The sequence below is a fragment of the Amycolatopsis coloradensis genome, assembly GCF_001953865.1.
GTDB lineage: Bacteria > Actinomycetota > Actinomycetes > Mycobacteriales > Pseudonocardiaceae > Amycolatopsis > Amycolatopsis coloradensis.
The window spans coordinates 511,767-530,676 of sequence record NZ_MQUQ01000005.1; the positions used below are offsets into that span (position 1 = coordinate 511,767).

Consider the following 18,910-nt stretch of genomic DNA (forward strand, 5'->3'; position numbering starts at 1 on the left):
GGGTGAGAACCGTTTTGGTGGACTCGGCGTCTTGCCGGGTGTGAAGGGAACGGAACCGGACGAAGAGCAACTCGTCCGCCGCGCGGCCAAGGGTGACCGTGCGGCGTTCGAGGAGCTCTACCGCCGCACATCGCCGTGGCTGGCCGTGCGCCTGCGCCGTCGCTGCGCCGACGAGCAGATCGTCGCCGAGGTGATGCAGGAAACGTATCTGGCGGTTTGGCGTGCGGCCGGGGCGTTCGCCGGTGCGGCCGTCGGCGGGAGCGCCGTCGGCTGGTTGTGGACGATCGCCGCGAGGCGGCTCATCGACGCCTTCCGCCGCCGGGCGAAGCACTCTCAGCCGCTGCCGGTCGCGGAATCGGCCATCGCACCCGCCGCCGAGGACGAGGCGCTGGCCGGTGCGGTCGGCGACCACGTCGGCGACGCGCTGCGGCGGCTCGCCCCTGAACTGCGCCAGGTCTTGCAGGCCATGGTGCTCGACGGGCTGACCGTCCGCGAGACCGCGGTCCTGCTCGGCCTGCCGGAAGGAACTGTCAAGACCCGCGCCAGGCGGGCTCGGATCGCGATGCGGGAGGCGCTGTCGTGAACAAGGAACACGTGTCCGGACGGCTCCTCGCCGGTTACGTCCGCGGGGACGACGGCTTGGCCGGTGACGAGGTCTGGGCGGTCGAAGCCCATCTGGAGTCGTGTGCGGACTGCCGTGAGCAGCTCGCCGTGCTCAGCATGCCCGCGGTCTCGGCTCTGGTGGACGACGTCTGGGCCGGGCTGGGCCCGAAACTGGCCGAAACGGGGCCAGGGCGGTCACGAACCCGGTGGGCCGGGCGGCTGCACACCTGGGTGACGCCGGTGATGCTGCCCTGGCTGGTGATGATCATCCTGATCCCGGCAGTCGGCTTCCTGCTGGACTGGTACGGGTTGACCAGCAGCGAGAACTACTCGTTCGTCCAGCTCTTCTCACCTGTGCTGCCGGTGCTCGGGGTCGCGGTGTCGTGGTCCAAGGGTCTCGATCCCGCTTACGAACTCGTCACTTCCGCGCCGAGGGGAGGGTTCTACCTGCTGCTGCGCCGGACGACGGCGGTCCTCGCCGTCGTCTTGCCGATACAGGCCCTCTCCAGCTGGCTCGGCGGCGGTGGATTCGGGCTCGGGCTCCTGCCGAGCCTGGCCTTCACCACCGGGACGCTCGCGCTCGGCGGGCTGATCGGGGTGACCCGTGCGGCGTATGTCCTGGCCGGGGTCTGGGTGGCGGCGGTCTTGGCGCCCACGGTGGCTTCGCAAGGACGAGCCACCGTGCTCGAACCCCGGCTGCTTCCGCTGTGGGGCGTGATCTTCGCGCTGACCATGGCCGTCGTGGTGCTCCGCCGGAGCGCCTTCGGCCTGCTCGGCGGATCTGAACGATAGAACGAAGAGGAGAACATGATGCGTGCTGTCGGGGCCGCGGAGGTCGCACCGACGACCTACGCGTGGCAGATCAAGGCGGAGGGACTGAAGGTCCGGGTCGGCAAACGCAAGTTCGCCGTGAACGGGCTCGACCTGGAACTGGGTGCGGGGGTGCACGGCCTGCTCGGCCCGAACGGGGCGGGGAAGACCACGCTGATCCGGGCACTGGCGACGGTGCTCCGGCCGGCGGAAGGAGGGCTGACGCTGCTCGGCGAATCCGTCGGGGGATTCACCGATCAGCGCCGCCTGCGCCGCCGTATCGGCTATCTGCCGCAGAATTTCGGTTTCTACAAGCGATTCACCGTCCGCGAATTCGTCGAGTACATCGCCTGGCTCAAGGAGATGGCAGGAAAGGACATCCCGGGAGCGGTGCAGCGTTCGATCGAGCGGGTCGGCCTCGCCGATCGCGCCGACGACAAGATGAAGACGCTCTCCGGCGGGATGGTGCGGCGGGTCGGGATCGCGCAGGCGATCGTGAACGATCCGGACGTCCTCCTGCTGGACGAGCCGACCGCCGGACTCGACCCCGCGCAGCGCGTGCGGTTCCGGGACCTCATGCAGGAACTGGGCAGGGAGGCCTGCGTCGTCGTCTCGACGCATCTCGTCGAGGACGTCGCGACAGCCTGCACCGACGTCGTCCTGTTCGAAAACGGGAAGCTCGTCTTCCAGGGCACCCCGGACGAACTGGCCGCGGCCGGGAGCGAGGAGTACGTCGGCGACAGCCCGATCGAGCGCGGCTATTCGGCGCTGCTGGGGCACGAGCCGGGGAGGGGGAACTGGTGAACACCCGTGTCCTGCGGACCGAACTCCGCCGTTCCATCGCCCCTTGGGCCACGCTCGCGATCCTCGTCGTGGCGTTCGGGTTCCTGTACTCGTTCAGCGGGCCGTGGTCGAAGGCGCCGCTCGCCTGGGACGAAAACTGGGTGCTCGCCGCGGAGTGGAGCCGGTTCCTGCTGGTGTTCCTGTGGCCGATCGCGATCGGCGCCGGTGCCATCCAAGGCATGCGGGACAGCCGGTCGGGCATGGTCGAACTCCTGACCACGATGCCGCGGCCCGGCTGGCACCGGGCCGCGAAACTCGGCGGTGCGCTGGGTGGCCTGCTGGTGCTGGGCTATCTGCTGATCTTCGCCGCCGGTGCCGTACAGGTGATCTTCAACGGCACGTTCTTCACCTTCGGCTGGCTGCCGATCGTCGTGGTCGGCGTGCTCGCGATGCTCGCGGGCGCCTGGATCGGGCTGGGGATCGGCCGGTTGCTGCCGCATCCGCTGACCGCGCCCGCGGTGGCCGTCGTCGCTCTCGTGACCGTGCTCTTGTTCCAGATCGCCGGGTCGGAGGGCAGTGTGCTCGTGGGCGCGCTTCCCTCCCGGGTCGCCTTGCTCTCTCCCGCGATGGACGTGATCAACGATCCGTTCAACACCACCGCGGGCCGGATGGATCTCGGGCAGGGGATCTGGCTCGCCGGACTGGCCGCGACCGGACTGCTCCTGCTGGCGGTCCGCTCCCTCCGGGCGAAGGTACTCGCCGTCGTCCCCGTGCTGGTGGCGGCCGCGATCGCGGTGCCGATCCTGCCCGCGACCTTCGCCGAGGCCAGGGTCGTCGACTCCCGCGCGACGGCGATGATCTGTGACGGACCGGTCTGCGTCCCCCGCATGCTGGAGCCCGAACTCGCCCGTCTCGCCGGGCCCGGGAAGGAAGCGTTGCGGCTCTTGGGAACGTTACCGGACGCGCCGGTCAAGGTCATGGTGTTGGATCGGCGGCTGAACTCTGACGAGGTGCCGCCGCGTGCCGCGGACACCGTCTTCGTCGACCTGCTGGATTGGTCCATTCGATCGACCATGAATTCGGGCAGCATGACGCGGACACTGGTCGCCGGCGCCGGGACGCCGACCTGTTACACCCTCCACGGCGCCGACAAGTCCTATTTGGACGAACTCACCGCGCGGTCGATCACGTCGAGCTGGTTCGTCGGCGAGTGGAAGATGCCGGGGAATTCCTGGCTGAGCGACGAGACGAAGAACGAGGTCGCCCAGAAGTCGGAGACCTTCCGTGCCCTTCCGCCCGACGTGCAGCGTTCGCGGATCATCGCGGTGCGGCAGGCGGCCCTGACCTGCCAGGGCAACCAGCTCGACATCCTCCTCGGGGGCGCCCGATGAGGTGGGCGGTGCTGTACGCGCGCTCGCGGGCCGTGCCCGCGTCGCTCGCGGCGCTGGTGGTGAGCATGTCCGCGCTGTGGTTGCCGGCACGGGACCGCTGGTCGGAGATCCCGGTCACCTTGGCGCTCACGGTGGCGGTCGCGGTGATGGCCATCGGCCTGAGCGGGCAGGACGTCGATCTCGACCGGACCGCCGCGATCCGGTGGATTCCCCGTCGTGGCCTGCATCTGCTGCTGATCGGCGGCCTCGCCGTCGGAGCCGTGCTCTTGCTGCGGCTGTGGGAGGCGGAGCGGGTTCCGGTGGAGATCATCGTCCGGAACGGGGCCGGATTGCTCGGCCTCGCCGGGATCGCGGCGGTGCTGTTCGGCGGGGCCTTCGGATGGGCGTTGCCGCTGCTCGCGCTCGTGGCCGCCCTCGTGGTCAGGGTCGCGTCGTCGGATACGGGCACCGTGAGCCTGGTAGTGACTTGGCTCTTCCAGCCCGGCGACGTGGCCGCCGCGCTGTGGACCGCCGTGGTGTTCGCCGTGGCCGGCTTCGGGACCTACGCGGTCTTCGGTGCCCGTCACTGACCGCAGGTGAAGTGTTATGAACGGACCTTTCATAACAAAATCTGTTATGAAAGGTCCGTTCATAACACGCGTGGGTCAGACGTTCCGGTTGTGCGGAACCAGATCGAGCGGATCGTGGTCCGGGTCGTCGACACCGAGGCTGATGATCCGCGACGGGTGGAGCCGGATCACCGCGCCGTCGAGATGACCGTCGGCCGTGCGGGCGTCGGTCAGCGCTTCGGCCCGGCCGCGGATCTCGAGGCAGCGGATTCTCGGCGGGTCCTGCGATGGCATGTCGTCCACCACGAAGGCGGCTTGCCCGTTGGCGGCCACGTTACGGAACTTCTTGCTCTTCGCCAGTTCATAGCCGGTGATGTCGATCGTCCGGGTCTCGGTGTTGTAGGAGTAGCCGACCGGGCTGATCTGCAACGTCCCGTCCGGCTGAGCCGTCGCGAGCCGTCCGAGTCCCTGGGTGGCGAGGTAGTCGAGTTCCGTTTCACTGAACATGGACCCAGTGTTCAACCTCTACTTAACTGGACGTCAAGAAACAGGTTCCCGGCCCATAAACCACCTTCGCGGGGGCCCTGCGGCAGGGCGAAAGGGGCGGATCCGGTGTGTCACGAGAATGACCTGCCCGCCATCCACGGTGGCCCGTCTCTTCGCCCCCACCGGGAACAGAGGAGATCGATCAGCGCGGCCGGGCGCTCGCCCTCAGCTCGAGCCGGGCGTCGAAGAGCGAGTCGTCCGCCGGGCCCGTCCGCGGCGGTTCGACCAGCTTTTCGCGATCTTTCGTCGGCACGTCCAAAGCGACGAAATCGGCGAAACGCAGGAACGGACCTTGTCTAGGCGGAAAGCATCCGCAGGTCAGCGCGAACAGAGCAGATCACAGAACGAATCGGTCCCGTCGGAGCCGGTTCACCTTCGGCTGGTTTGCTCATCCGAATGGGTCAACCCCTGGCAGCGTGGCGAAGTAGTCTGGCCGGGTGGCCGAAACCACCCAGTCGCGTGTCGACGCCCCGGAGCACCCAGCACGCCCTCTGCCGCCGTACGTCCCCAGGCTCGCCTTTGCGGGTGGCCTCGTGCTCACCGGCGTAATTCTGATCATGACCGTGGGGATGAACCGGCCGGGCGGGGAGGAGCCGCCACCGCCGGCGGAACCGCAGCCCGCGCTCGCGGTGCCCGACCAGAAGCCGCAGCCCGGGGCGGCGACGCCGCGAGCCGGGCTCGCCGCGCCACCCGACCGGCCCACCGTTTCCGACGCGGCCGAACTGGAGACCTGGGCGAACCGGGTGGCCGCGAAGACCCGGATCTCCGTCACCGAACTGTCCGCGTACGGCCGGGCCGAGATGTGGCTCCGGCGGCAGAAGCCGGGCTGTCACCTCTCGTGGGCGACCCTCGCCGGCATTTCCCGCGTCGAAGCGGCACAGGGCAGACTCGGCCCGATCATGCTCGCGCCCGACGTCTGGGCGAAACAGGCCATCCGGGCCACCAGCGACGGGAAACAGCCGGATCCGAAGAACCTCGACGACGCCGCCTTCGCCACCGCCCGCTACCTGTGCGCCGCCGGCGACGACATCGCCACCCCGGAGGGCTGGTGGAAGTCGATGCGGGTGTTCAACCCCGCCGTCCCGTACGTCCAGGAAGTCTTCAGCGCGGCCGACGCCTACGCGGACGCCAGCGTCGCGCCCTGATCTTCGAGCACCAGATCGAAGTTGAGCGCCGACGCCATCCGGTAGGCGTCGCCCGCCGCGACGACCAGCTGCGCCATCGGATCGACGACGTTCCCGGCCGCCCAGACGCCGTCCACGGTCGTCCGGCCCTGCGCGTCCACCGTGATCGAGCCGTCTTCGGCGCGTGCGCAGCCGAGCTGGGAGAGGAGCCGGTCGTGTGGCACGAACTTGGGGCCGACGAACACGACATCGCGTTCGACGAGTTCGCCGTCGACCAGCCGGACCCCGGCCAGCCGGTCGTTTTCGACGGCGAGTTCGGACACCTTGCCGTCGACGATCCGGATGCCAAGCCCGGTCAGTTTCGCCCGGTCGTCGGCCGAGATCTGCCGGGTGTGCGTGAAGAAGGTCAGGTCCTTGCTCCACTGCCAGACGATCAGCGCCTGATGGACCGACTTCTCGGAGGTGGCGAGCACGCCGAAGCGCTGGTCGCGCACCTCCCAGCCGTGGCAGTACGGGCAGTGCAGCACGTCGGTGCCGAAGCGTTCCGCGACGCCGGGGACGTCCGGCAGCTCGTCGGCCAGTCCCGTGGTCACCACGATCCGGCGTCCCCTGATGACCCGGCCACTCGCCAGTTCCACCGCTTTGTCGTGCCGCAACCGGTGGACGACGTCCTCGACGATCTCCACGCCGTACCCGCGGACTTCGGCGCGGCCTAGCGCCAGTAGCTCTTTGGGGGGAATCCCGTCCCTGGTCAGGAAACCGTGCGCGTGCGCGGCCGGGGCGTTGCGCGGGGTGCCCGCGTCGATCACCACGACCTCGCGCCGTGCCCGGCCGAGGACCAGTGCCGCGCTGAGGCCGGCGACGCCGCCACCGATGATCACCACATCGAATTCGTTCTTCATGGTTCCGAGCATCCGATTTCGACGGAGATCTGGCAAAGTTCATTGCCGGTTTGGCAAACTGGAGAAATGGAGGACATCGAACGACGGCTCGCCGAGGTCGGCCCGAGGCTCAAGCTGCTCCGCAAGGAACGCGGCACCACCCTCTCCGCGCTTTCGGAGGCGACGGGGATCTCCGCCAGTACGCTTTCGCGGCTCGAATCGGGCACGCGGAAGGCCACCCTGGAACTGCTGCTGACGTTGTCGGAGGCCCATCAGGTCCCGCTCGACGAACTGGTCGGCGAACCCGAGCCGTCCGATCCGCGGGTCCGGATGAAACCGCAGAAATTCGGCCGGTTCACCGCCTGGTCGCTGAGCGCGCAGCCGGGCCAGCCGCAGGCGTTCAAACTGCTGATCCCGGTCGAGGACATCGAACCGGTGCAACGGACGCACGAGGGCTACGAATGGATGTACGTCCTCAGTGGACGGTTGCGGGCGGTGCTCGGCGACCGCGACTTCACGATGGGGCCGGGTGAGGCCGCCGAATTCGACACGCGGGTGCCGCACTGGTTCGGGAGCGCGGGGCCGGGGCCGGTGGAACTGCTGGTGCTGTTCGGCAAGCAGGGCGAGCGGGCCCACCTGCGGGCCAGGTCCACATGAGAGTCAGTCGCGCAACGCGATCCGCGCGCTGACCTCGCTGATCGCTTCCAGGTATTCCGGGATCGGATGCATCGCCGACGCGATCCGCATCTGCGCGAGCGCCTCGGTCAACCGGCCGAGGCGCTGGAGGGTCCGTCCGAGCACGAACCGCGCGTAATGATCGGTGGGGTCCAGTTCCAGCACCCGGGTGAAAGCGCGCTCGGCCCGCCGCAACTGCGCGGAGTGGAAGTACGCGCGGCCCGCCAGCAGTTGCACGCTCGGTTTGTCGGTTTCCTCCTCCAGCAACGGCTGGAGCGCCTTGAGGGCGTCGAGCGGTCTGCGGCTTTCGACCAGCGCCTCCGCCTGCCGGAAGGCACGGAACCGGGATTCGCCGGACGAGTCCGGACCGGGTTCGGGGTCGGGTTCGGCATCCATCATGGTCCGCTCCACGATACCCCTGGGCAGGGTCGTTCACGAGGAGCTGAAACGGTCATGGTGGACTGTCCTGCCATGAGCAGTGCCGAAGAAAGCGAGCCCGGCTACCTCGGTCTCGCGCCGTACCTCTATTACTCCGACGCGACCGAAGCGGTCGCGTGGCTGGTCAGGGTGTTCGGGTTCACCGAGGAAGTGCGCTTCGCCGACGCTTCCGGCGAGGTGTTCCAGGCCACGCTGTGCGCCGGCCCGGCCAAGATCCAGCTGGCCGGGGTCGGACCCGAATACTGGGACGCCAAGGGCGTCGACGGGCCGGTCGGCCAGCTGAACATCATCTACGTCGCCGACGCCGACGCGCAGTACGAGCGGATTCGCGCCGCTCTCGGCGACGACGCCGACCTCGACGCGCCGCAGGACCAGCCCTACGGCGCCCGCGTGTTCACGGTGTCCGACATCGGCGGCAACAGCTGGACGTTCTGGCAGCAGTTCTCCGACACCGTCGAGCTGCCGTCGGGCTGGCGGGAAGTCCGCGCAGGTGAACCAGTCGCCGAGGATTAAGCCTTACGGAGCGCGCTATGTGGCGCGTGCCTCCAACGGGTGAACCACGCCGACGGCTAGGCTGAGCCCGTCACCGCAGGCACAACCCACATGAGGAGCATGGCGTGGCGCTCATCGAGCAGGTAGGCGCTCGCGAGATTCTGGACTCGCGAGGCAACCCGACGGTCGAAGTGGAGGTGGCTCTCGACGACGGCACGCTGGCGCGGGCCGCGGTCCCCTCGGGTGCGTCCACCGGCGAACACGAAGCCGTCGAGCTGCGTGACGGCGACACCGGCCGGTACAACGGCAAGGGTGTCGAGCGCGCGGTCGCGGCCGTCCTTGACGAGATCGGCCCGGACCTGGTCGGCACCGACGCCGTCGACCAGCGCATCGTCGACCAGAAGCTGGTCGACCTCGACGGTACGCCGGACAAGGGCCGTCTCGGCGCGAACGCCATCCTCGGCGTTTCGCTCGCCGTCGCGAAGGCGGCCGCCGATTCCGCCGAATTGGAGCTGTTCCGCTACCTCGGCGGGCCGAACGCACACGTGCTGCCGGTGCCGATGCTGAACATCCTCAACGGTGGCGCGCACGCCGACACCGAGGTGGACATCCAGGAATTCATGATCGCGCCGATCGGCGCCGAGTCGTTCCGCGAGGCCCTCCGCTGGGGCACCGAGGTCTACCACTCGTTGAAGTCGGTGCTGAAGGGCCGCGGCCTGGCCACCGGACTCGGCGACGAAGGCGGCTTCGCGCCCAGCCTGAAGAACAACCGCGAAGCGCTCGACCTGATCCTTCAGGCGATCGAGAAGGCCGGGTACGCCCCGGGCCGCGACGTCGCGCTCGCGCTCGACGTCGCCGCGACGGAGTTCTTCTCCGACGGTGCGTACACGTTCGAAGGCGCGAAGAAGAGCGCCGAGCAGATGTCGGCCTACTACGCCGAACTGCTGCGCGACTACCCGCTCGTGTCCATCGAGGACCCGCTGAGCGAGGACGACTGGGACGGCTGGGTCCAGCTGACCGCCGAGGTCGGCGAGAAGGTCCAGATCGTCGGCGACGACCTGTTCGTCACCAACCCGGACCGCCTCGAAGAGGGCATCACCCGCCGCGCCGCCAACGCGCTGCTGGTGAAGGTCAACCAGATCGGCACGCTGTCGGAGACCCTCGACGCGATCTCGCTGGCCACTTCGTACGGCTACAAGTCGATGATGAGCCACCGGTCCGGCGAGACCGAGGACACCTTCATCGCCGACCTCGCCGTCGCGACCGGTGTCGGCCAGATCAAGACCGGCGCCCCGGCGCGCGGTGAGCGGATCGCCAAATACAACCAACTGCTGCGGATCGAGGAGACCCTCGCCGACGCGGCGCGCTACGCCGGCGACCTGGCTTTTCCTCGGTTCAGCCCCGAGGCGTAACCGGCCATGGCGGACCGGGGGAGGGCGCGGACCCGTCGTAACGGGCGCGCGGAAGGCGGTGGCTCCGGCAGGGGCCGCCGACCCGAGCGTGCCCGCCGCACGACGACCACGGAGGTCCGCGCCCGAACCCGGCTGCGCCGCAGCCTGGCGGCGAAGAGGGCGTCGGGTGCCGCGAAGGTGCTCGGCATGTCCACCACCCGCCGGGCCGCGGTGGTGGCGATCGTGGTGTGCGCGCTCGCGTTCACCATCGCCGTCCCGCTGCGCACGTACCTCAGCCAGAAGTCCGAGGTGACCGAGCAGCAACGACTTCAGTCCGAACTGCAACGGACCGTGGCCAACCTGGAAGGGCGCAAGGCCGAGCTGAGCGACCCCGCGCAGATCGAGGCGGAGGCCCGTAAACGCTTCGGTTTCGTGAAGCCTGGCGAGACGCCGTACATCGTGCAACTCCCCGAGGACAAGGCGCCCGAGCAGGGGCAGCCACAAGGCCAGCAGCCGGTGCCGGCGGGTTCCTGGTACGAGAAGCTGTGGGATCAGGTCGCGGGCGACTGAAACCCTCCCTTTAGCCTTATGGTCGTGAACAGCACGGAAGAGTCTTCTTATGAACCTGTGACCGACGCCGACCGCGAAATTATCGCGGAACAGCTCGGCCGGGCACCCCGTGCGCTGCGCGCCGTCGCCGCGCGCTGCCCGAGCGGCCACCCGTCGGTCGTGCAGACCAGCCCCCGCCTCGACGACGGCACTCCCTTCCCGACGCTCTACTACTTGACCTGCCCGAAGCTGACCTCGATGGTCGGCACGCTCGAGGCGTCCGGGCTGATGAAGGAAATGACCGACCGGCTCGCGGAGGACTCCGAGCTGGCGGCCGCGTACCAGCGGACCCACGAGAGCTATCTCGCCGAACGCGACGCCATCGACTCGCTCGGCCACGAGGTCAGCGCGGGCGGGATGCCAGGACGCGTCAAGTGCCTGCACGTCCACCTGGCGCATACGCTCGCCGTCGGTTCCGCGGTCAACCCGTTCGGGGACGAAACCCTCGCGCTGCTCAAGGCGAACGGGTGGCCGTCGGGTGATTGCCAGGGGTAACGCCTGCCCCCGCTGTACAGATAGTTCCTCCAGGTGGGTTAATTCACCCGTTGTCGACCAACTGTCCTGCCCGATGGGGTGAAACCGGTCACCACATGCGGCAGGCTGGGCACCGGTCGTGGGTTGTCGGGGTGGGCAGATAACGGATCGCCGAGTCGTGATCCGCCAGGAGGGTTCTGAGGTATGCGCGTGAGGCACGTGCCAGGCGCGGTGACCGGTCATGTCCGGAGACTCTGTCTCCGGCACCGCACGATCGCCGCGGTGACCGGAGGTGTCCTCGCCATCGTCCCGGCCGGTGCCGCGGTCGTCGGGGCGGGCAGCTGGGCCGCGACGGCGAGCACGATCCATTCCGGCGACATCGCTCTCGTCGGCGGCTATGACCCGAAGAACCCGCTCGTCCATCAGATCGGTGTCGACGGCAGCCTGCCGAACGCGCCGACCCCGCTCCCGCTCCCCGCGGACGAGCTCCCGAGCGGACCGCTCGGCATCCCGGTCACCGCGCTCGCCGCGTACCGCAACGCCGCCGACGTCCTCATCGCCGAACAGCCCGGCTGTCATGTCGACTGGGCGTTGATCGCGAGTATCGGCCGGATCGAGTCCAATCACGCGCGCGGCGGTTTCGTGGACGCCAAGGGCAACACCCTCGAACCCATTCTGGGCCCGCAGCTCAACGGCGCCGGTCCGTTCGCGGCCATCCCGGANNTCCACGTGGAAGGGCTACGCCTCCGACGGCAACGGCGACGGCGAGTCCAATCCGAACAACATCTTCGACGCGGCGCTGGGCACCGGCCGGTACCTGTGCTCCGGCGGGCTCGATCTGTCCAAACCGGATCAGCTGCGCGCGGCCGTGTTCCGCTACAACAACTCCGACACCTACGTGAACACCGTGCTGATCTGGGCCGAGGCCTACCGCACGGGCGTGCTGCCGACCCCGGACAGCAAGGTGCCCATCGGCGCCCCGAACGCCGCGGCCGCGCCGCCGCCCGCTTCGGTTCCGCCGCCTCCGGTGCCGTCGACGCCGCCCGGTTCGGTGACGCCGCCGCCTTCGACTTCGCTGCCGTCTTCGAACTCGCCCTCGTCGTCGAAATCGCCGACGTCGGCCCCGAAGCCGCCTTGCTCGCCGGTCACCGTGACGGAGACGACAACGACCCCGAGCCCGACGACCACGACCACTACGACGACTCCGAAACCGCCGCCGACGACCTGTTCCTCGCCGACGACGACCACCACGACGACGACGGTGACGTCAACGAGCAGCAAAGCCATCGACCCCTACTGATCGGCATTGTCTAAGCTCGGGGCATGCCTCGTGTTGCCGCGATCGACTGTGGGACCAACTCCATCCGCCTGCTCGTCGCCGAGCTGACGCCCCGCCACGACGGGACGGTCGACCTGCGTGACCTGCACCGCGAGATGCGGATCGTCCGCCTCGGCCAGGGAGTGGACGCCACCGGCAAGCTGGCCCCCGAGGCGCTCGAGCGCACCCGCGAGGCGCTGGCCGACTACACGATCGCCGCGCGCCGCAAAGGCGTGGAGAAGGTCCGTATGGTCGCGACGTCGGCGACCCGCGACGCGAGCAACCGCGACGAGTTCTTCGCGATGACGCGCGAGGTGCTCGGCGTCGAGGCCGAAGTCATCAGCGGCGACGAAGAGGCCCGGCTGTCCTTCACCGGCGCTGTCGGTGAACAGGATCCCGACGACGGCCCGTTCGTGGTGGTCGACGTCGGCGGCGGTTCGACCGAACTCGTGGTCGGCACCTGGGACGGCCGCCAGGCCGAGGTCAGCGCGGCCAAGTCGGTCGACATCGGCTGCGTCCGGATCACCGAACGCGCGCTGAAGTCCGACCCGCCGACCGCGGCCGAGATCGCCGAAGCCCGGGAGCTGGCCGCCAAGGTGCTCACCGAGGCCTTCGACGTCGTGGACGTCTCGACCGCGAAGACGTGGATCGGCGTCGCGGGGACGGTCACGACGCTGACCGCCGTGGCGCAGGGGTTGCCCGAGTACGACTCCGAGCGCACCCACCTTTCGAAGCTCTCCCGCGCCGACATCGACCGTGTCGCGCGGTCGCTGCTGACCGCCGATCACGCGACGCGCGCCGCGAACCCGGTGATCCACCCCGGCCGGGTCGACGTCATCGGCGGTGGCTCGGTGATCGTGCAAGTACTGGCCGAGCAGTTCGCCACGCGCAGTGGTCCCGGCGAAATGGTGATCTCCGAGCACGACATCCTCGACGGGATCGCGCTGTCACTGGCCTGAAGCCGGGGTTTTCTCTTACATGAAGCCATTTCTTTGGGTGATCACCTGGTGACCTCCAGTCCGGATTAGGCCATTCGGTGGCATCTTGCTGCTACCAACGTTGTGCTCTAACCGGGTGGTCCGGCACACCGTCACACATTTGCAACACCAACGCACTGTGATCGGGTTCACCTGTCCCATAGCGTCGTCTCACCTTCTGGGCGGTAGGGCGCGACCAGCGCCCGCCGGACTATCCGACGACGAGAGTTGGAGGGGACATGCGGGCTTCACGCGGGTTCTGGGGAGCGACGGCGGTGGTGGCCACGGCGGCCCTGCTGCTGACGGCCTGTGGAGGTGGTGGGTCCAGTCAGGACAAGGGATCCGGTGCCGCCGACGCCAACGCGGCGGTCTCGGTTTACGGCACCGAGCCGGAGAACTCGCTGATTCCCGCCAACACCAACGAACTCGGCGGGTCCAAAGCCCTCAAGCCGGCCTTCTCGGCGCTGGTCGGTTACAAATCCGACACCGCCGAGCCGTACAACCTGATGGCCGAATCGATCACCACGACCGATTCCAAGGTCTTCGACATCAAGATCAAAAAGGGCTGGAAGTTCCACGACGGGACCGAGGTCAAGGCCAAGAACTTCGTCGACGCGTGGAACTACAGCGCGAACGGCAAGAACGGCATGCAGAACGCGGCCTTCTTCGAGCAGATCCAGGGCTACGACGAGATCAGCGCGAAAGAGCCGGCCGTCAAGGAGATGTCCGGGCTCAAGATCGTGAACGACCACGAGTTCCAGGTCACCCTGAAGGGCCCGTTCTCGGTGTTCGCCACCAAGATCGGCTATCTCGCCTTCGCGCCCCTGCCGGACAAGTTCTTCGCCGACCCGGAGGCGTTCGCCAAGGCCCCGATCGGTAACGGGCCGCTGAAGTTCGTTTCGCGCACGCCGAACCAGAACATGAAGCTCACGCGGTACGACGAGTACCAGGGCGAGGACAAGGTCAAGTTCAAGGACCTCGAAGTCCGCATCTACACCAGCCAGGAAACCGCGTACCAGGACCTGCTGAGCAACCGCCTCGACTTCATGGAGGCGCTCCCGCCCGCGGCGAAGGCAGGCGGGAAGTACAAGACCGACCTCGGTGATCGTCTGGTGGAAGGCAAACTGCTCGGCATCGCCGCGCTCGCCGTCCCGTACTACGTCCCGGGTTACGACAACCTCGACCTGCGCAAGGCGATCGCGCTCGCGATCGACCGCGAGCAGATCGTCAAGACCGTCATGAACGACACCTACGCGGCGGCAGACGGCTACGTCTCACGCGGTATCGAGGGCTACCGGCCCGGCGTCTGCGAGTTCTGCAAGTTCGACCCGGTGAAGGCCAAGGAGTTCTGGGCGAAATCCGGCTACACCGGCAAGCTGACCATCGCCTCGAACGCGGACGGCGGACGCAAGGAACCGCTGGTCGCGGCGTGCAACAGCATCAAGAACGCGCTCGGCGTCGAATGCGACTTCGTCCCGGCGACCGACTTCGGCCAGTGGCGCAGCATCGTCAACGGCAGGCAGCTGACCGGGATGGGCCGGTCCGACTGGTCGGCCGACTACCCGTCGATCGAGAACTACCTGAACCCGCGCTACAAGAGCACCGGTTCGTCGAACGACTCGACGTACAACAACCCGGCCGTCGACGCGCTGCTGAAGCAGGCGGACCAGACCGCCGACAAGGCGGCCGCAATCAAGCTGTACCAGCAGGCGGAGGACCTGATCGCGAAGGATTTGCCGCAGATCCCCGTGTGGGAGGAGAAGGGCGTCGGCGGCAAGTCGAACCGGCTCAAGGTCGCGAAGCTCGACTTCGGCCGTCTCGCGGACTACTCGTCCATCGAGGTCGCCGCGAAGTAACCGCGTGGTCGTGCGGGCCGGGAGCGGCGGATCACCGCTCCCGGCCCGCCGGAACCCCGGCTCCCACCACGCGATCCCCAGGACGGCACGCCCATGTCCCAGTACATCCTCAGACGACTGCTCCAGCTCATCCCGGTCTTCTTCGGCACCACTTTCCTCATCTACGCCCTCGTGTGGGCGGTGCCCGGTGACCCGTTCGCCGGCAAATGCGGTCAGGTCGCCTGCCCGCCCGCCTACATCGAGATGATGACCGCGAAGTTCAACCTCGACGATTCGATCTTCGTCCAGTACTTCAAATACCTCGGGAACCTGTTCACCGGCGACTGGGGTGAGACCTTCAACGGTGTCTCGGTCGGCGAGCTGATCGGGAACGCCTATCCGGTGACCGTCCGGCTCGCGCTCATCGCGGTGGCCATCGAGGCGATCATCGGGCTGTCCGCCGGCATCCTGACCGGCCTGCGCGGCAAGGGTTTCCTCGACAACCTCGTGCTGATGTCCACCACGTTCCTGATCTCGATCCCGGTGTTCGTCACCGCGATCGTGCTGCAGATCATCCTGGGATCGGAACTGGGCATTATCGACGCGAGCGTGTCCGAGGACGCCACGATCGGCGAACTGATCGTGCCCGGAATCGCGCTGGGCAGCCTGTCCATGGCCTACATCGCCCGGCTGACCAGAACGAGCATCGCGGAGAACCGGCACGCCGACTACGTCCGCACGGCCGTCGCGAAAGGGCAGCCACGCAGCCGGGTCGTCGGCGTTCACCTGCTCCGGAACTCGGTGATCCCGGTGCTGACCTTCATCGGCACCGACATCGGCGCGCTCATGGGCGGGGCCATCGTCACCGAAGGCGTGTTCAACATCAACGGCATCGGCGGGCTCATCTTCCGCGGTATCCAGAACCGGGAGGGCGCCACCGTCACCGGCGTCGTCGTCCTGCTGGTGATCGTCTACCTGCTGGTGAGTCTCATCGTCGACCTGCTCTATGCCGTTCTCGACCCGAGGATCCGTTATGACTGACCCGAACGTGGCCGGTAAGGTGTCCTCTGTGGACATCGCGGCCGCCGGTGTCGCCGATGATTCCGCGCTGGCGCACAAGCCACGCAGTCTCGGCGGCGACGCCTGGCGGATGCTGCGCCGCAGGCCGTCCTTCATCATCTCCGCCGCAATCATCGCGCTCATCGTGCTCATCGCGATCGTGCCCGATCTGTTCAGTTCCCGTCCGGCCGGGTTCAGCGATCTGACCCACGCCAACGAAGGGCCGTCCGGGGACGCCTGGTTCGGTTACGACAACCAGGGTTATGACGTCTACGCGCGGACCATCCACGGCGCGCGGGCGTCGTTGCTGGTCGGTGTGTTCGCGACGGTGCTGACGATCCTGATCGGTTCGATCGTCGGGATCGTCGCCGGGTACTACGGCCGTCTCGTCGACAGCCTGTTCTCGCGGATCGGCGACATCTTCGCGGCGCTTCCGTTCGTGCTCGGCGCGATCGTCATCCTCACGACGTTCAACGCCCCCGGCACGAATCCGGGCGCGGTCACCATCATCGTGCAGGTGGTGTTCTCGATCGCGGCGCTGAGCTGGCCGGTGGCGATGCGGATCATGCGGTCGGCGACGCTGGTGGCCAAGCAACTCGACTACGTCAAGGCCGCGCGCGGGCTCGGCGCGAGCACGCCACGCATCGTGTTCCGGCACCTGCTGCCCAATACGGTCGCGCCGGTGCTGGTCTACGGGACCATCGCGCTCGGCGCGTTCATCGGCGCGGAGGCGACGCTGGCCTATCTCGGTGTCGGCGTACGGCCGCCGGTCGTTTCGTGGGGCGTGATGATCAGCGACGCACGGGACTACTTCCGGGTGAACCCGCACATGCTGTTGTTCCCCGCCGGGTTCGTGACCGTCACCGTGCTCGCGTTCGTCATGCTCGGTGACGGGATCCGCGACGCGCTCGACCCGAAGGCCCGGTGATCTGCTGTGTCCGACGAATTACTGCTAGAGGTGGAAGACCTCCACGTCGAATTTCGCACGTCCGATGGTGTCGCGACCGTGCTCAACGGTGTCGACTACTCCGTACACGCCGGGGAAACCCTTGCCGTGCTGGGAGAATCCGGCTCCGGCAAGAGCGTGACCGCGCAGACGGTGATGGGGATCCTCGACAGCCCGCCCGCCGTCGTCACCGGCGGGGCCGTCCGGTATCGAGGCGAAGATCTGCTCACCGCCACCGAAGAGCGGCGGCGCGAGGTACGAGGCGGGGAGATCGCGATGATCTTCCAGGACGCGCTTTCCGCGCTGAACCCGGTCTTCACCGTGGGGTTCCAGATCGAGGAACAACTGCGGGTCCGGCTCGGCATGTCCAAAAAGGACGCTCGCAAGCGGGCGATCGAACTCCTCGACACCGTCCGCATCCCGGCCGCCGCCCGGCGGATCCGCGAGTACCCGCACCAGTTCTCCGGCGGGATGCGGCAGCGCGCGATGATCGCGATGTCGCTCGCGCTCGACCCCGACCTGCTGATCGCGGACGAGCCGACGACCGCGCTGGACGTCACCGTGCAGGCCCAGATCATGGACCTGCTGGCGGAGATCCAGGCCGAACGGCGGATGGGGCTGATCCTGATCACGCACGACCTGGCGGTGGTCGCCGAGGTCGCCGACCGGATCGCGGTGATGTACGCGGGCCGGATCGTCGAACAGGCCGACGTCGCCGAGTTGTTCCGTTCGCCGGGGCATCCCTACACCGAGGCGCTGATGGCCTCGCTGCCGCGGCTCGACCTCAAAGGACAGACGCTGGAGACCATCAAGGGCCTGCCGCCGAGCCTGCTGAACGTCCCGCCCGGCTGCCCGTTCCATCCGCGCTGCCCGCGGGCGCAGAGCCGGTGCGAGTCCGAGCGGCCCGCCCTGCACAGCCTCGGTTTCGGCCGGGTCAGCGCGTGCCACTTCGCCGACGAGGTGGTGAGTGGTCGTGTCTGAACCCATTCTGCGGGTCGAGAACCTGGTGAAGTACTTCCCCGTGCGAGCCGGGGTCCTCTTCAAACGCACGATCGGCCACGTGAAGGCGGTCGACGGGGTCTCCTTCGATCTCATGCCGGGGGAAACCCTTGGCGTGGTGGGGGAATCCGGCTGCGGTAAGTCCACTTTGGCCCAGGTGCTGATGCGGCTGGAGGAGCCGACGGGCGGGCTCGCGACCTTCGAAGGCCGTGACATCTTCGCGTTGCGGGGAGCCGAACTCAGGAAGCTGCGGCGCGAAATCCAGGTCGTGTTGCAGGATCCGTACACCTCGCTGAACCCGAGGATGACGGTCGGCGACATCATCGGCGAACCCTTCGAGATCCACACCGAGGTGGCGCCGAAGGGATCGCGGGCGGCGAAGGTGCGGGAGTTGCTCGACGTCGTCGGGCTGAATCCCGAGCACATCAACCGCTATCCGCACCAGTTCTCCGGTGGCCAGCGCCAGCGCATCGGGATCGCGCGGGCACTGGCCTTGCGGCCGAAGGTCATCATCTGTGACGAACCTGTTTCCGCCTTGGACGTTTCGATCCAGGCGCAGGTGATGAACCTGCTCGGTGAATTGCAGAAGGAATTCGGCCTTTCCTACGTGTTCATCGCACACGACCTGTCCGTGGTGCGCCACCTTTCCACGCGGGTCGCGGTGATGTATCTCGGCAAGATCGTGGAAATGGGCACGGAAGAGGAGATCTACGAACATCCGTCGCATCCCTACACGCAGGCGCTGCTGTCCGCGGTTCCGGTCGCGGACCCGGCTTTGCGCGGGCAGCGACAGGTGATTCGCCTGGAAGGGGACGTCCCGAGTCCGCTGGATCCGCCGTCGGGCTGCCGGTTCCGCACGCGGTGCTGGAAGGCGCAGGACGTTTGCGCGGATCGGGAACCCGAATTGATCACGCGGACCGGTGGGCATTTGTCCGCCTGCCATTTCGCGGAGGAGAAAACCGTCGTTCCCTGACGGTGTGGTTTCATGAATCGTTTTCTTCAGGAGGCAGG

At 67.9% G+C, this 18,910-nt stretch carries 20 protein-coding genes and 1 pseudogene; 18 read left to right on the forward strand and 3 right to left on the reverse strand.

What is annotated here, in order from left to right; genetic code table 11:
- Positions 1-40: 40 nt before the first annotated feature.
- From BS329_RS11975 to BS329_RS11995, 5 genes are read left to right on the forward strand one after another with little or no spacing between them, the layout of a single operon-like run.
- Positions 41-583 (forward strand): RNA polymerase sigma factor, encoded by a 543-nt coding sequence (locus tag BS329_RS11975; RefSeq protein WP_076159360.1) that lies wholly within the window; start codon positions 41-43, stop codon positions 581-583.
- Positions 580-1,395: a zf-HC2 domain-containing protein gene (locus tag BS329_RS11980; RefSeq protein ID WP_076159363.1), complete on the forward strand. Its 816-nt coding sequence runs from the start codon at positions 580-582 to the stop codon at positions 1,393-1,395. Before BS329_RS11975 ends, BS329_RS11980 begins: the two co-directional genes overlap by 4 nt.
- A gap of 18 nt (positions 1,396-1,413) precedes the next feature.
- Positions 1,414-2,217 carry an ABC transporter ATP-binding protein gene (locus BS329_RS11985; protein ID WP_076160231.1) on the forward strand — a complete coding sequence of 268 codons (804 nt, stop codon included), beginning with the start codon at positions 1,414-1,416 and terminating at the stop codon, positions 2,215-2,217.
- Positions 2,214-3,587, forward strand: a complete 1,374-nt coding sequence (locus tag BS329_RS11990; RefSeq protein ID WP_076159365.1) for a hypothetical protein — start codon at positions 2,214-2,216, stop codon at positions 3,585-3,587. Before BS329_RS11985 ends, BS329_RS11990 begins: the two co-directional genes overlap by 4 nt.
- Positions 3,584-4,156, forward strand: a complete 573-nt coding sequence (locus tag BS329_RS11995) for a hypothetical protein (protein ID WP_076159368.1) — start codon at positions 3,584-3,586, stop codon at positions 4,154-4,156. Before BS329_RS11990 ends, BS329_RS11995 begins: the two co-directional genes overlap by 4 nt.
- 75 nt (positions 4,157-4,231) lie before the next feature.
- On the opposite strand, the gene BS329_RS12000 is transcribed toward BS329_RS11995, so the two are convergent.
- The gene (locus BS329_RS12000) at positions 4,232-4,642 is read right to left on the reverse strand and encodes a PPOX class F420-dependent oxidoreductase (RefSeq protein ID WP_076159371.1); all 411 of its coding nucleotides are present in this window, start codon (positions 4,640-4,642) and stop codon (positions 4,232-4,234) included.
- 476 nt (positions 4,643-5,118) lie between these two features.
- Between BS329_RS12000 and BS329_RS12005 the strand changes: the two genes are divergently transcribed.
- On the forward strand, positions 5,119-5,826 hold the full coding sequence (locus BS329_RS12005) for a lysozyme family protein (RefSeq protein ID WP_076159374.1): 708 nt from the start codon (positions 5,119-5,121) through the stop codon (positions 5,824-5,826).
- On the opposite strand, the gene BS329_RS12010 is transcribed toward BS329_RS12005, so the two are convergent.
- A complete protein-coding gene (locus BS329_RS12010) occupies positions 5,799-6,719 on the reverse strand; it encodes an NAD(P)/FAD-dependent oxidoreductase (RefSeq protein WP_076159376.1) in 921 nt (306 codons plus the stop codon). The genes BS329_RS12005 and BS329_RS12010 overlap by 28 nt on opposite strands.
- 54 nt (positions 6,720-6,773) lie before the next feature.
- Between BS329_RS12010 and BS329_RS12015 the strand changes: the two genes are divergently transcribed.
- Positions 6,774-7,343: a helix-turn-helix domain-containing protein gene (locus tag BS329_RS12015; RefSeq protein WP_076159379.1), complete on the forward strand. Its 570-nt coding sequence runs from the start codon at positions 6,774-6,776 to the stop codon at positions 7,341-7,343.
- 3 nt (positions 7,344-7,346) lie between these two features.
- On the opposite strand, the gene BS329_RS12020 is transcribed toward BS329_RS12015, so the two are convergent.
- The gene (locus tag BS329_RS12020; RefSeq protein WP_076160233.1) at positions 7,347-7,760 is read right to left on the reverse strand and encodes a tetratricopeptide repeat protein; all 414 of its coding nucleotides are present in this window, start codon (positions 7,758-7,760) and stop codon (positions 7,347-7,349) included.
- Between the two features lie 72 nt (positions 7,761-7,832).
- Here BS329_RS12020 and BS329_RS12025 point away from each other — a divergent pair, with 72 nt between their 5' ends.
- From BS329_RS12025 to BS329_RS12075, 11 genes and pseudogenes are all read left to right on the forward strand, one after another.
- A complete protein-coding gene (locus tag BS329_RS12025) occupies positions 7,833-8,312 on the forward strand; it encodes a VOC family protein (RefSeq protein ID WP_076159381.1) in 480 nt (159 codons plus the stop codon).
- A gap of 104 nt (positions 8,313-8,416) precedes the next feature.
- Positions 8,417-9,703, forward strand: a complete 1,287-nt coding sequence (eno, locus tag BS329_RS12030) for a phosphopyruvate hydratase (RefSeq protein ID WP_076159383.1) — start codon at positions 8,417-8,419, stop codon at positions 9,701-9,703.
- 186 nt (positions 9,704-9,889) lie between these two features.
- Complete coding sequence (locus BS329_RS12035) at positions 9,890-10,252, forward strand: septum formation initiator family protein (RefSeq protein ID WP_143253000.1); 363 nt, start codon at positions 9,890-9,892, stop codon at positions 10,250-10,252.
- 18 nt (positions 10,253-10,270) lie between these two features.
- Positions 10,271-10,786, forward strand: a complete 516-nt coding sequence (locus BS329_RS12040) for a DUF501 domain-containing protein (RefSeq protein WP_208619196.1) — start codon at positions 10,271-10,273, stop codon at positions 10,784-10,786.
- Between the two features lie 183 nt (positions 10,787-10,969).
- Positions 10,970-12,065, forward strand: a pseudogene (locus BS329_RS12045) (lytic transglycosylase domain-containing protein).
- Between the two features lie 23 nt (positions 12,066-12,088).
- Entirely contained in the window at positions 12,089-13,042 is a 954-nt protein-coding gene (locus BS329_RS12050) for a Ppx/GppA phosphatase family protein (protein ID WP_076159389.1), read from the forward strand.
- 257 nt (positions 13,043-13,299) lie between these two features.
- On the forward strand, positions 13,300-14,916 hold the full coding sequence (locus BS329_RS12055) for a peptide ABC transporter substrate-binding protein (RefSeq protein WP_076159392.1): 1,617 nt from the start codon (positions 13,300-13,302) through the stop codon (positions 14,914-14,916).
- Between the two features lie 93 nt (positions 14,917-15,009).
- Positions 15,010-15,936 (forward strand): ABC transporter permease, encoded by a 927-nt coding sequence (locus tag BS329_RS12060; protein WP_076159395.1) that lies wholly within the window; start codon positions 15,010-15,012, stop codon positions 15,934-15,936.
- Positions 15,929-16,882 (forward strand): ABC transporter permease, encoded by a 954-nt coding sequence (locus tag BS329_RS12065; protein WP_076159398.1) that lies wholly within the window; start codon positions 15,929-15,931, stop codon positions 16,880-16,882. The genes BS329_RS12060 and BS329_RS12065 overlap by 8 nt, the downstream gene beginning before the upstream one ends.
- Before the next feature lie 6 nt (positions 16,883-16,888).
- Positions 16,889-17,881 carry an ABC transporter ATP-binding protein gene (locus BS329_RS12070; RefSeq protein ID WP_076159401.1) on the forward strand — a complete coding sequence of 331 codons (993 nt, stop codon included), beginning with the start codon at positions 16,889-16,891 and terminating at the stop codon, positions 17,879-17,881.
- Complete coding sequence (locus BS329_RS12075; RefSeq protein ID WP_076160239.1) at positions 17,874-18,872, forward strand: ABC transporter ATP-binding protein; 999 nt, start codon at positions 17,874-17,876, stop codon at positions 18,870-18,872. The genes BS329_RS12070 and BS329_RS12075 overlap by 8 nt, the downstream gene beginning before the upstream one ends.
- The last annotated feature ends 38 nt before the right edge of the window (positions 18,873-18,910 follow it).

What these genes read in the sequence shown, in the direction of transcription:
- BS329_RS12060 (WP_076159395.1), top strand. Translation starts at nt 15,010, where the DNA reads ATGTCCCAGTACATCCTCAGACGACTGCTCCAGCTCATCCCGGTCTTC.
- BS329_RS11985 (WP_076160231.1), top strand. Translation starts at nt 1,414, where the DNA reads ATGCGTGCTGTCGGGGCCGCGGAGGTCGCACCGACGACCTACGCGTGG.
- BS329_RS12000 (WP_076159371.1), bottom strand. Translation starts at nt 4,642, where the DNA reads ATGTTCAGTGAAACGGAACTCGACTACCTCGCCACCCAGGGACTCGGA.
- BS329_RS12050 (WP_076159389.1), top strand. Translation starts at nt 12,089, where the DNA reads ATGCCTCGTGTTGCCGCGATCGACTGTGGGACCAACTCCATCCGCCTG.
- BS329_RS12055 (WP_076159392.1), top strand. Translation starts at nt 13,300, where the DNA reads ATGCGGGCTTCACGCGGGTTCTGGGGAGCGACGGCGGTGGTGGCCACG.
- BS329_RS11995 (WP_076159368.1), top strand. Translation starts at nt 3,584, where the DNA reads ATGAGGTGGGCGGTGCTGTACGCGCGCTCGCGGGCCGTGCCCGCGTCG.
- BS329_RS12035 (WP_143253000.1), top strand. Translation starts at nt 9,890, where the DNA reads ATGTCCACCACCCGCCGGGCCGCGGTGGTGGCGATCGTGGTGTGCGCG.
- BS329_RS12010 (WP_076159376.1), bottom strand. Translation starts at nt 6,719, where the DNA reads ATGCTCGGAACCATGAAGAACGAATTCGATGTGGTGATCATCGGTGGC.
- BS329_RS12065 (WP_076159398.1), top strand. Translation starts at nt 15,929, where the DNA reads ATGACTGACCCGAACGTGGCCGGTAAGGTGTCCTCTGTGGACATCGCG.
- BS329_RS12040 (WP_208619196.1), top strand. Translation starts at nt 10,271, where the DNA reads ATGGTCGTGAACAGCACGGAAGAGTCTTCTTATGAACCTGTGACCGAC.
- BS329_RS12020 (WP_076160233.1), bottom strand. Translation starts at nt 7,760, where the DNA reads ATGATGGATGCCGAACCCGACCCCGAACCCGGTCCGGACTCGTCCGGC.
- BS329_RS12025 (WP_076159381.1), top strand. Translation starts at nt 7,833, where the DNA reads ATGAGCAGTGCCGAAGAAAGCGAGCCCGGCTACCTCGGTCTCGCGCCG.
- BS329_RS12015 (WP_076159379.1), top strand. Translation starts at nt 6,774, where the DNA reads ATGGAGGACATCGAACGACGGCTCGCCGAGGTCGGCCCGAGGCTCAAG.